Below are 12,664 nucleotides of genomic sequence, written 5' to 3'. Positions count from 1 at the left end.
ATTAATTAAATTATTAGTAGATATTTTACTACATAAATTCATTAAAATGGCATGAATTTTTCTTTTAGAGAATTAAAAAGTTTTATTATGAAATTATTACAAATTGACACTACCCTTCCCGTAGCAAGCGGCCTTCTTGACCAAGGTAGCATATGGATGGTGAAGATTAAAGACATGGCTCTTGCCTACGCTCCGAAAGTGCTAGGTGCTATTTTAGTCTACTTAATTGGACAATGGCTTATTGGTCGTATCGGCGCAATTATCAAAAAGATGCTATCGAACAAGAATTTCGATGTTTCTCTTCAAAAATTCTTGGTATCAATTGTCAAGGTTACATTAACTATTCTGATGTTCCTTGCTATAATTGGGATGTTGGGAGTAAATATTACAAGTTTTGCTGCATTATTGGCTGGAGCAGGCCTTGCTATCGGCGCAGCATTGAATGGATCACTGGGAAATTTGGCAGGTGGTGTTATGTTAATGGTTTTTAAACCTTTCAAAGTAGGCGATTTAATTGAAGCTCAAGACAGCTTGGGTCTTGTCACTGAAATTGGAATTTTTAATACAACCATCCTTTCTCCTGAAAATAAAACAGTTATTCTTCCAAACGGAGCTCTTTCAACAGGTGTAATTACAAATTACAATACCCATGGTAATCTAAGGGTAGATTTGAAAATGGCTATTTCAGTTAATCAAAATATCGATCAGGCCAGAGAAGTTGCTATTGGGGCTATGAAGCAACATGCTATGGTATTGGCAGAACCTACTCCTGAAGTAAGCGTTTTAGAAGTTGCCGATGGCATGACTACATTGGCAATCAGACCCTACACTACCCAAGACAATTATTGGACTGTTTATTTTGAAGTTCAAGAATTAGTAAAAAAAGCTTTTGACAGTAATAATATTGAAGGACCAATCCCTCATAATGTCATTGTCAACAGATCAAACAATTAGACTAAACTACATATATTTATATCCAAGTTACCCCGACTATTGTTGGGGTTTCTTATTTTATAAAATCTTAGATTTTACTTGCCAAATTTTTTAATAAAATCCCCGGGAGTACAATTATGAAAAGCCTTGAATTGTTTTACAAAATAGCTTAAGGAACTGAATCCTGTCTGATAGGCTACGTCAGATATATTTGAATCTGCCTGCAACAATAAATTCCGGGCATTCACCATTCTTTCTTGTAGGATATATGCTCCAGGTGTTTTTCCACAATAGGTTTCAAACATTCTGTGCAAGGTACTTTTGCTACAGTTGCCAACCTTCATCAAAATTTCTGAGCTCAATGTCTGTCCTAAATTTTCCTTAATATAATTCTTGATAACATGCAACTGGCTCTTTGCAGTAATGCTATTCTGTTCTTTTAAGTGTTCCTTTTGGGATTCAATTATGCGAATCAGCAAAGACTTCAACAATAAGTCACTCAAAGGAAGGTTAGGTTCGTCTTGAGTAGCGACATGTAACAGTTCGTTGAATGCACGGACCAAGCCTGAATTATTGTTGAAGTGAAAGTTCGAAAAATCCAAAGTCCAGTCTTGGCCTTCTGGATAATTAATATTCAAGAATTTCAATTGACTTTCAAGGGAGTCCTTTGAGATCAGGATGGTTGCACACTGTACTGGGTTTTTAAGATCAGCCTCTGGAAAATCAGCGAAAATTGTCTCTCCTTCAGGCAATATTAGTGAAGAACCAGGCAAGAATTTAAAGGTTTCCCCTTCTTTGGTGTAAACTGTTTTATGCCCCCGGATCATACTTGAAATGGACAGGCCTTCATAGGTGATTTTCACTTTGGTAGATGACTGGAACGTTTCAAAAATATTGACCTCAAACTCGCCACAATCGAAACGTGTTTGATGCTCTTGTCCACTTCGTAGATGTTCGGGAGTTTGAATGGACAATAGGTCGATGGTATTACTCATAACAACTATTGATTAACGGTAACATAAAGTTAAAATTTTATTTTGGGACTATAGTAATACTTAATGAAACTATACTTACACAATCCTTCTTGCACATAGAATAACTTTATGGATATAAACTTAAAATTTAAAAACTATGAGTAACATCACATTAGAGCAAGCACGAAAAGTTGTGGATGCTGCTATTAAAAAATCAGAAGAATTAGGCGTAAAAATGAATATTGCTGTTGTAGATGCTGGGACCAATCTAGTTGCTTTCAACAAAATGGACGATGCTTGGTTGGGTTCAATTGATATTTCCCAAAAGAAAGCTCGTACAGCTAGGTATTTCAATATGGACACTGGCGAGATTGGCAAACTTTCTCAACCCGGGGGTTCACTATACAACATCGAACATTCCAACAATGGGTTGATTACATTTCCTGGTGGCGTTGTAATCAAAGATGGAAGTGGCAATATCATCGGAGCCGTAGGTGTCAGTGGAAGTACGGTTGAGGATGACCATGCTGTAGCGTCAGCTGGAGCTTCTGCACTGTAATTTAAATCAATTTTTAAACACTTAAACTCAAAAGTTATGTGTCAAAATCATGGAGTTGTGTACATGGGTCCAGGCGAGGTTCAAGTACAAGAAATAGATTATCCTAAATTGGCATTAGGAGATCGAAAATGTGAACACGGGGTTATACTAAAAATTGTTTCCACGAATATCTGTGGTTCGGATCAGCATATGGTTCGAGGCAGAACAACTGCTTCCGCAGGCCTTGTCTTAGGGCATGAGATTACGGGTCAAGTTGTGGAGGTAGGTAGAGATGTGGAATTTATAAAAGTTGGAGATATTGTTTCAGTACCTTTCAACATTGCTTGCGGAAGATGTAGGAACTGTAAGGAAGGCAAGACAGGAATTTGTTTGAATGTAAATCCTTCGCGTCCTGGCGCGGCTTACGGCTATGTGGACATGGGCGGATGGGTCGGAGGACAAGCTGAATATGTAATGGTTCCGTACGCGGATTTCAACCTGTTGAAATTTCCAGACAACGACCAAGCATTAGCTTACATCAAGGACCTGACTATGCTTTCCGACATCTTCCCTACTGGATTTCACGGAGCAGTTTCAGCAGGTGTTGGTCCAGGTTCGGTTGTATATGTTGCGGGTGCTGGCCCAGTAGGATTGGCATGTGCTGCAAGTTGCCATTTGCTGGGGGCAGCAGTTGTCATAGTTGGTGACCTTAATGAGGAAAGATTGGAACAAGCTAGAAGTTTTGGCTGTGAAACCGTAAACCTTAACACCGATGTAGAACTTGCAGATCAAATAGCAGCTATTGTTGGAGTACCAGAGGTAGACTGTTTTGTTGATTGTGTCGGTTTTGAAGCTAGAGCGCATTCCCATGGCGGCAGTTCTGAAGAGCAACCTGCAGTAGTATTAAACCAAGCTATGGAAATCACGCGCGCAGGTGGTGCAATAGGAATTCCAGGTCTTTATGTGACTGAAGATCCCGGAGCCGTAGACGGAGCTGCAAAACAAGGAAACCTAAAAATAAGGTTTGGTTTAGGGTGGGCGAAATCTCACTGCTTCCACACTGGCCAATGTCCGGTGATGAAATATCACCGTCAATTGATGAATGCCATACTATATGATAAAATTAAGATTGCAGATGCGGTTAATGTACAGGTGATATCATTGAATGATGCACCACAAGGATATGCTGACTTCGACAAAGGAGCAGCTAGGAAATACGTGATCGATCCGCACGGAATGATTAGAGCATAATTGTTTGCATAGTACCAATCTAAGGCAAGGAGCTCGCAGATTTTTTCCTTGCCTTTTTTTAAAACTATGCAATAACACATAAAAATTTTTGACCTTTCCGAAGACTATTATCTTTAATAATAGTTTAGGACTACATCTACATTTACACATGAAAACAAAACCTCAACAATAGTTGAGGTTTTTAAATTAATTACAATTGAAAAAAACAATTCTCAGATTTGAGATAAATGCTAAATAATGTTAAATCAATTTCCTCTGAATTAAATTTCATTTTTAAGTATTAATTTAGGGTAACCAAATCTAGCCTTTATGCCGAAATTCTACCTGACCTTTTTACTGAGTATTATACTTTCACTTTCTTATGCCCAAAACAATGCAACGATTAAAGGCGCTGTTTTTGATTTTGAGAGAAAACCTTTAGAAAAAGCAACTGTTAGCATAGTCTCAGAACAAGATTCCATAGTATTGACATACGGCCTTACAAACTCAAAGGGAGAATTCGATCTAGTCAGAATTCCAACTAATAAAAATCTAGTATTCTTTATATCTCATGTTAATAGTTTACCATTTAGCAGGCGATTGAATCTAAAACCCAATGAAAAATTAAATCTTGATAGTATAGTTTTAGGAGGTAATTCCATTGAGGAGATTCAAATCACTGTTTCACCTCCTATCCGAATGAATGGAGATACATTAGAATATAAGGCTGAATATTTTAAAACTCGCCCAAACGCAACTGTTGAGGAACTTTTGAGCATTTTACCAGGACTTCAAGTAAATGCTGATGGTTCTATTATTTATCAAGGGAGAGAAGTGACTGGAATTCGGGTTAACAATAAAGATTTTTTTGCTCAAGATTTGAAGATTGCAACCAAGAATCTTGATGCGTCCTTAATCGATATTGTCCAAGTTATTAAGGATAAAGGAGAATCTAAGAGAGAAATTATAGATGATTCAGAGCTTCCTATCGTCTTAAACCTAAAAATGAAAAAGGAGTTTCTCAAAGCTAATTTCGGAAAATTTTACGGAGGTGCTGCCACCCGTGACCGATACGAATCAGGAGCTTTGGTGAATACCTTCAGAGATACGCTTCAGGTAAGTTTTATAGGATTTGCGAACAACATCAACAGACAGGGATTTGATTATTCAGAATTAAGTGAACATGGTGGAATGGGTAGAGCCGAAAACCATAATTATGTCAGTTATGGAAACAATGGTCTAATGAATCAAATATCAGCCGGTATTAACGTGAACTATGATATTAAGAAAAAATTAAAGACCAATCTCATGTACAATTTTCGTCAGAATGACTTTTACGATGACAGTGAAAATAATTCTGAAATTTTCTTGAATGACATTCAAGAAAATTCTACTGGGAAATCAAATAACGAAAATCAAAATTCCAATCATGAACTCAGAGCTTTGATAAGGTACCATATCGACACGACCTCGCAAATATCCTATTCTACGAACCTAAACAATAATAAACATACTTCTAATTATTCGGGTTCGTCAAATAGATGGAGAGGAGAAAATATTCCAATACTGGAAGGCAACAACAATTCCGTCTCCAACAACCACAGCAACAACTTTAATCATAATTTTAATTACGAAAAGAAATTCAAGAACAAATGGTTTTTAAGCATTAACAATTCAATAAGTAGCCGTGATGGCAAGGTAAATCGCGATAATATAACCAACGAACGGTACTATTTATTTAATGACAGTCTTATTAACCAACATCAAATATTGAACTCTACGACAGGATATTTAAATTTAGAAAACAGAGTAAATATTCAGATTCCAATAAAGAAAAAAGCAAATATTGATTTTTATGGAAGACAAATAATAAATAATCAAAAATCCGTCGAGGATATACAGAATAATGTTAATTCGGACATTTTCCAGGACAGAAACGATATAGCTAACAATAAAGGTCTAAAGATCAACACCTATCAGATAGGGACAAGATGGAATATCACCGCAGTAAAGGACCTACCAATAACCTTAGGCATCAAATGGCATTATGTATCAAATTATTTTGATTATTATCAAAAACTAGAAAATATTAAAGATAAGAATACTTATTGGCTACCTGATTTAAGATTATCGTTTAAAGGATTTGTTTTCCAATATGAACGTTCTGTTGAAAACCAATTTTTTAATAGAATAATCACAGTCAATTCTGACCTGTCACCAACCTATACAACTTTAGCAAGCCCTTATTTTGAAAATTCTATTCACAATAAATTTTCTGTACGCTATCAAAAAACCTTCACCAAATCAAAAATCAATTTTTCCACTTACATTTCGCAAAATAATGAGTCAAACAGTATTGGAAATATTTCAACATACAATATTGAAAACAGTTTTTCTACAAACGGCGCATATCAATCCGGGCCAACTAAAAATAGAAATTTCAATCTTTCTTTATCCAAAACATTTTTACAAAATAAAGATTGGAACCTCAGCTATCGTACTTATGTCTATGCTAGCATATTTAATAATTATGCTATAGTTAATGGAGAGGAAAATAAATCTGACATGACCTATGGTTCATGGAATAATACGATCACTTTTAGTTATAAGAAAGCTTTTACTTTCACTCCAATGTATGCTTATGGACTTAACAGCACAAAATTCAAATTTAGCTCTGAAAACTTTAGAAATGTAAATAATGATTCTCATAGTATCGGTGCTACTTTATTGTTGAACAATGTCAAAAAGTTCAGATTAGAAAGTTCATACACCATCAAAAATCAGGTTGCTGGGGTTAATGATCAAAGACAAAATCTTCATTTAGTCAATGCATCAATTTATTACCCAGTTTTCGGAAAAGGAGAGTTGAAATTATCAGCGTTTGATATCCTGAATCAAAATGTTTCCAATTATTACGGGTCAGGCGGGAATAGAACATATTTCTTTAGGACCTCGACACTTCGACAATATTTTATGCTTGGATTGGTCTATAAATTCTTAACTACCGACAATAAAAAATAAATTAGGAACAGAACAAATAACACTAATTCTATTATAAAACAGAATTTAATATTGGTTAAAAATAAATAATCAATATCATATTTTAAAAACTATTAAAATTTTGTATTTTTGCGCCAAAATATATTAATTCAATTATAAAATATTGATAAAAGCTGCTTTTTCACAGCTTGCATCATTTTTAAGGACAGAATCAAGTCTGGATGCACTGCGGAACATTTTGGTCGTTATAATTCCAAGTACCCTCATCTTTTATTTCATAGATGGTCATATTGCTATCGCCTTCGCTGTTGGCGCACTATTGGCGGCATTGACAGATGTTCCTGGAAATAAAAATGATAAACTTTCTACAGCTGCCTATTGCTTACCCATATTCTTTATTACTGCCCTCAGTATTTCCTTTGCACTCCATTTTCATTCTTGGACAATAATTTTAATGCTTGGCATCTTTGGCTTTATTTATACCATTATAGCATTACTTGGATTCAGGATAAATGTTGTCGGGAACCTAGGATTGATCGTTGCAAGTTTCACAATTGGTCTGCGTCCAGTTGATCCCATGCAATTCAGTTTGTCTTTAACAGCAGGGGCACTTTTTTTCTTCGTCGTCTGTATTATTCAAGTTTACCTTAGCCCATACAGATCACTCCGTTTTGCGGTAGAGAGTGGCATCAAAACTATGGCTAAGCTCATCAGTCTTAAAGTAGACTGTTATGATGAGAAAGTCCCTTTAACTAAAGCCTACAAAGAATTAAGCGCTTTACATATCAAAGTCAGTGACCAATTAGAAACTATAAGAACTATTCTTTTAAGGGACAAAAAATTGCATTCGGAAAAAGACCAAGAAACAAAAATTTGGCTTGCGAAACTATACCAATTGATCGATTTATATGAATTGCTCATGGCAATCGACAATGATTATGAGCAAATCCGAGAAACATTAAAAGGCGGAAATACGCTTAAATTAATCCGAAAGTCTCTATCCTTGCTTTCAAAAGAAACAAAGTCTTTGCGTATTTCATCCAAAGTCAGGAAGAGCAATCCTTCGAGGAGATTAAAATTAGAGGAGCTGTTACTCCAATTGGAAATGGAAGAAGCAGAAGGTTCCCCTGCTAAATGGAACCTGATATGCTCTATAAGCACTCAATTAAGACATATTTCAGATATTTTGCAAAACATCCAAGTAAAACAGGTTTATCAGGATAATACATTGGTGGACAGCAAAAACTACATTGATTTTGTCGCACCACAAAGTAACATAAAAACAATTCAAAAGAATCTTTCTTTTAAGTCCCCAATCTTTTCTTATGCTGTACGTATGGCGATTTTATTAATGGCAGGAGGACTTATAGGTTATTTTCTACCAGAGTATCGATATGCATCTTGGATTTTATTGACCATTATTTTAGTTGCTAGACCCAGTTATCATATTACTCAGAAAAGAAATTATCAGCGTATTATCGGTTCAGTAATTGGCATTGCAATAAGCTTGACTCTATTACTGTTGATCAAAAATCTATTGATATTGGTTATTATTGCTGCATTTTGCCTTTATCTTTTCTTACTATTCAACAAGCCGAATTATTTAGTATGTTGTATTTTTATTACAATTACCATTCTTGTAGGTCAACATATTCACGAAGGTGAAATTCACGACATTCTAGGAAGCAGATTTGCTTTTACTTTGTTGGGATCAATATTTGCTGTGTTGGGATGTTTGGCAATTCCAATAAATCATTACCGAAGTGTTGAACACAGTACGAAATCACTAATCCAGCATTTTCGGTCGTATTCTGAAAAAATTCAAGAAAGTTTCAATTCCCACAACCTTAATTACTACGACCTTAGATTGTTTAGAAGGTTTACACAAGCATCATTGGCACAAACTTACGATTCCTTGGATCAGCTTGCCAAAGAACCATTGAAAGGCAAATTTCTCAAAGAAGATATTCTTCATTTCCAAACACTGGCATATCGAATAAATGCACTTTTAGTTGGGCTTTCTGTCAACCTCACAAAACTTGGAATCTCATTGGAACAGGAAATTATGTCAGAAAAGATAAACTTCATTAATTCGCTGATTGATGAATCTGAAATGCTTTCCCAACAACTAGCAACTAAGAAAGAAAAGAAAAATCTCTCTGTTAAATTAAAGACCTCATAATAAATCTTGCCATAGGACAAGTGGTTCTTCCCTGATTATTTCGGAAATTAGGTAAAAATCACTATAGCTATGCAAATCAATCAACAAATATCAAAGGTACTTAACGACACATTTGACCACAGCATCAAATTAATTTCCGGACTTTCAGAAGAAAGTATAAACGAAAAGCCAGAAGACCAAGGTTGGACTGTAGGTCAGATCGTTGACCATATCCTTATAAGTAGTTCCGGTATCCCTGATTCCCAAACAGAAGAAATCAACCGTCCTTTCGATGAACTAGTTCCAGTGATAGACAAGATATTCCTTGACTTTAAAACAAAATACCAAGCGGACCCAAGCCTGCTACCTAGAAAAGATGTTTACGAAAAAGAGGATCTGATCAAAAAACTTAAGAATTGCAAAACCAATCTTCTTGTTGATATTAATGACAAAGATTTAACCCTTTTATGCAAGGATATGGAATTTCCACAAATCGGATACCTGACAAGATATGAATGGCTTAGTTTTATCAATGTTCATGTCCAAAGACATAACCATCAAATTGAAAACATATCCGGCAGCTAGCTAAAATTGAGGGAAATCTAACTCCCAGTCGCTTAGCGGAGTCGAAGCGAGAACCAATTCCCGGTCGCTGAGCCAACATTAGGAAACGTTTTTTATTTCTCCAATCAATTTTATGCAATTCTCATCCTTTTTGAATCATTAATGTATGAGAACACTAACCATTATTATCCTAATTTTATTTGGCAAAAATTCTTTAGCTCAGAGTGATTCTGTACTAATTTCCATAATCGATGATCTTGAGAGAATTGTTGAACCGAGACTCGAGAATAACAGCACATTTTCAATAGTAGTAAAGCTTGATTCAAACAAAAACCTGATTGCGTACAATAAAAATGACCAATTCAGGATTATTAAAATCTTCGAGAGAATCAAGAGCTCATTAAAAGAGAACTATTTATATAGTTACTATTTTTTTAAAGATGGAGTTAGTGATAAATTATTCTCCTCATTTTTCTATGAAGAATTTGGATTTATAAATTACGAAGTACCTGCAAGCTATCCAGGAGGAATAAATGCATTTCTGAAAATCTTTTTAGAGGATTTAAATGGTAAAATTGATAAAAATAAAATAGACCAATACAACTGGAATAAACCAATTAGTTTTATAGTAAGAAAAGATGGGTCTGTACAATTTTTAGAAGACAATAATTTTGCAGAAATAATTGACATACATAAGTTTAAAAAATGGCAACCAGCTATTTACATGGGTGTTCCAATTAATCAATTTTTTAAAACAGACCCGATAAATAAAGAAAAATACTTAAATGAAGGAAAAGTAGAAGCAGAGCTATACAGTTTTGATATTTTGGATAGTCTATTTAAAGAACAACCTGTTTACATTGAAAATTATAATAAACCAGACACTTCTGATGTCAATATATTATTGTCTTATGTCTTTGCTAGAAATACATTAGAGGAGCCACGGATATTAAAAGGTGATAGAAAGCTTGCAAATCAACTCATTGAATTTATACAGGAAAGTGTTAATAAGGAAAACGATTTAACAAACCGGCATAAACCTAGAAGAATTTATGTCTTCTTAAAAGATTAAATGGTTAATCAATTAATTTTGAAGCCGAAATTAGGATCGGCCTCCGGTCGCTGAGGAGCCGGATGCGAAAACCAACTCCCGGTCAGATATCGGAGTCAAAGCGAATCAATTTCACTTTTATCTCATTCGGCGATTGGCGTTGCTACTAATAAACATTTCGTTTTTCTCCTCCGATATTATGGTCACAAATCGCTCATAATGCTTAAGTATATCAGCTATTAGCTCATCTTTTGTGAAGAATTTCACATCATAACCTTGTCGTGCATCGCCGAAATAGGCTAAAGGGAAGAATGCTTTTCCTTCCTCAATATTTGACAAATTTTCTTCTGTTTGAAAATATTCAGGTACTTCTTTAGATTCGTTTCTAACTCCGTAAATAAAATTGTTCAATAGATCATATTGAATTTCAATCTCTATAAATTTAGGATCAGCTCCTTCATTAATTTTGGCTTCCACATTATTTTGATTGAATTCATTTTGGAGTTCCATGATTGCAGGTTTTGCGATATCATCAATATATTTATCGATATCACTTTGCGAATCCACGGTTACAATTTGCTTCAATCGATCTTTCCAAAATTTACCTGACCAAGGCACTGTTGACACGGAGAATTCTTGCTCATAATATTTTTTGTCGATTGATAGAGCTTTCAATAAACAGGCAATCATAATAATTATGATTATTGAAAAAGGTAATGCTGTAATTAAGGTCATACTTTGCAATGCATCCAACCCACCGGCATTTAAAAGAAATAATGCCAAAACCGCCAATAATATTCCCCACCCGGCAATTTGCCATTTTGGAGAAATCTTAGCGTTTTTAGTAGCGATACTATTCATAACAAACATTCCTGAATCTGCAGAGGTTACGAAAAAAATCATGATAATGGCAATTACCATAAAGCTGATAATCTTGGTCAGAGGAAGGTATTCCAAAAACCTGAACATCAAAGCATCCGGATTATTTGCCAATGCACTTAATGCACCTTCGGCAACATGATTGTCAAGCCAAATAGCACTGTTTCCAAAAACGGACATCCACATAAAATTGAAAACTGTTGGCAAAATCAATACGGCTGCAATAAATTCCCTAATAGATCGTCCTTTGGATATTTTGGCAATAAACAGCCCAACAAAAGGAGACCATGAAATCCACCATGCCCAATATAAAATTGTCCAATTGTAAAACCATGGCAATGATGCTTCCTCATAAACATGAGTATTGAATGTTAAACTGAAAAAATTATTGATATAATTTCCAATTCCTTCAGTAAAACTACCAATAAGGTACACTGTAGGGCCCAAAAACAAAACAAATAGCATTAAAAGAATCACTATCATAATGTTGATATTGCTTAATATCCTAACTCCTTTGTCCACTCCTGTTGTTGCTGAAATAACGGAAATAGTCACAAGGGTGACCACAATCAATATTTGGTAGGTGAAGCTGGTACTTGGAACAATATTTAAAATCTCCAGTCCCGAATTAATTTGGACGACCCCGAAGCCCAAAGTTGTAGTTATACCGAAAAAAGTACTACATAGGGCAAATACATCAATAGCATTGCCCCATCGCCCTTGGATCTTGTTTTTAAGCAATGGATATAAACAACTACGTAGGGACAAAGGCAGCTTATATCTATAAGCAAAGTAAGACAAGGCAAGTCCTACCATACCGTAGATTGCCCAAGCATGGATGCCCCAATGAAAAAACGTGTACAGCTGTGCATTTTTGGCACTGTTGACATAGGTATTTTTTGAGAAAATCTCATTTGAATAATGTTGCATAGGTTCTGCGACACTAAAATACATCAACCCAATTCCCATACCTGCCGCAAATAGCATAGATATCCATGAGAAAAAGGAATAATCTGGTGAACTATCATTTCGACCCAATTTAATATCACCGTATTTACTGAACATCAAAAAGATCAGAAATAAAACAAAGATAGTTACCGACCAAACGTAGACCCAGTTTAAGTTAACGAATATGAAATTCTTGACGATATTCAATCCTTCATTAACGGCTGCAGGAAAGATAGCAGAAGCTAGGCATATCCCAACAATAAATATTAAACTGGGAACAATAACTCCTGAATTGAGCGTTGATTTTATTTTTCTTGGTTTTGACATTAATTAAAAAGAGTTTATATGTAAAGGCATAACTTAACATATAAACTCTTTTAAAGCAA

At 35.1% G+C, this 12,664-nt stretch carries 9 protein-coding genes; 7 read left to right on the top strand and 2 right to left on the bottom strand.

All coding sequences use genetic code 11. The features are described from left to right. Window positions 1-87: 87 nt before the first annotated feature. Window positions 88-954, top strand: coding sequence for a mechanosensitive ion channel family protein (locus FGL31_RS08865; protein WP_197734151.1), 867 nt, complete (start codon window positions 88-90; stop codon window positions 952-954). 74 nt (window positions 955-1,028) lie between these two features. On the opposite strand, the gene FGL31_RS08860 is transcribed toward FGL31_RS08865, so the two are convergent. Further along, window positions 1,029-1,928 (bottom strand): helix-turn-helix domain-containing protein, encoded by a 900-nt coding sequence (locus FGL31_RS08860; RefSeq protein ID WP_099371372.1) that lies wholly within the window; start codon window positions 1,926-1,928, stop codon window positions 1,029-1,031. 136 nt (window positions 1,929-2,064) lie between these two features. Here FGL31_RS08860 and FGL31_RS08855 point away from each other — a divergent pair, with 136 nt between their 5' ends. From FGL31_RS08855 to FGL31_RS08830, 6 genes are all read left to right on the top strand, one after another. Next, a complete protein-coding gene (locus FGL31_RS08855) occupies window positions 2,065-2,466 on the top strand; it encodes a GlcG/HbpS family heme-binding protein (protein ID WP_099371373.1) in 402 nt (133 codons plus the stop codon). A 36-nt stretch (window positions 2,467-2,502) separates the two neighbouring features. After that, window positions 2,503-3,696 (top strand): formaldehyde dehydrogenase, glutathione-independent, encoded by a 1,194-nt coding sequence (gene fdhA, locus FGL31_RS08850; RefSeq protein WP_099371374.1) that lies wholly within the window; start codon window positions 2,503-2,505, stop codon window positions 3,694-3,696. Window positions 3,697-4,005: 309 nt separating this feature from the next. Continuing rightward, window positions 4,006-6,696, top strand: coding sequence for a TonB-dependent receptor (locus tag FGL31_RS08845; protein WP_138090658.1), 2,691 nt, complete (start codon window positions 4,006-4,008; stop codon window positions 6,694-6,696). 142 nt (window positions 6,697-6,838) lie between these two features. Continuing rightward, window positions 6,839-8,857: an FUSC family protein gene (locus tag FGL31_RS08840; protein WP_138090656.1), complete on the top strand. Its 2,019-nt coding sequence runs from the start codon at window positions 6,839-6,841 to the stop codon at window positions 8,855-8,857. A gap of 69 nt (window positions 8,858-8,926) precedes the next feature. After that, a complete protein-coding gene (locus FGL31_RS08835) occupies window positions 8,927-9,421 on the top strand; it encodes a DinB family protein (RefSeq protein ID WP_138090654.1) in 495 nt (164 codons plus the stop codon). A 145-nt stretch (window positions 9,422-9,566) separates the two neighbouring features. Beyond that, a complete protein-coding gene (locus tag FGL31_RS08830) occupies window positions 9,567-10,472 on the top strand; it encodes a hypothetical protein (protein ID WP_138090652.1) in 906 nt (301 codons plus the stop codon). A 117-nt stretch (window positions 10,473-10,589) separates the two neighbouring features. Here the strand turns inward: FGL31_RS08830 and FGL31_RS08825 are convergent, their stop codons facing one another. Further along, window positions 10,590-12,605, bottom strand: a complete 2,016-nt coding sequence (locus tag FGL31_RS08825) for a BCCT family transporter (protein ID WP_138090650.1) — start codon at window positions 12,603-12,605, stop codon at window positions 10,590-10,592. Window positions 12,606-12,664 lie beyond the last annotated feature (59 nt).

Source organism: Sphingobacterium daejeonense, assembly GCF_901472535.1.
In the GTDB taxonomy this organism is placed as follows: Bacteria; Bacteroidota; Bacteroidia; order Sphingobacteriales; family Sphingobacteriaceae; genus Sphingobacterium; species Sphingobacterium daejeonense.
Note: the sequence above shows the minus strand (reverse complement) of the source record. Positions and strands in the feature narration are given on the sequence as shown.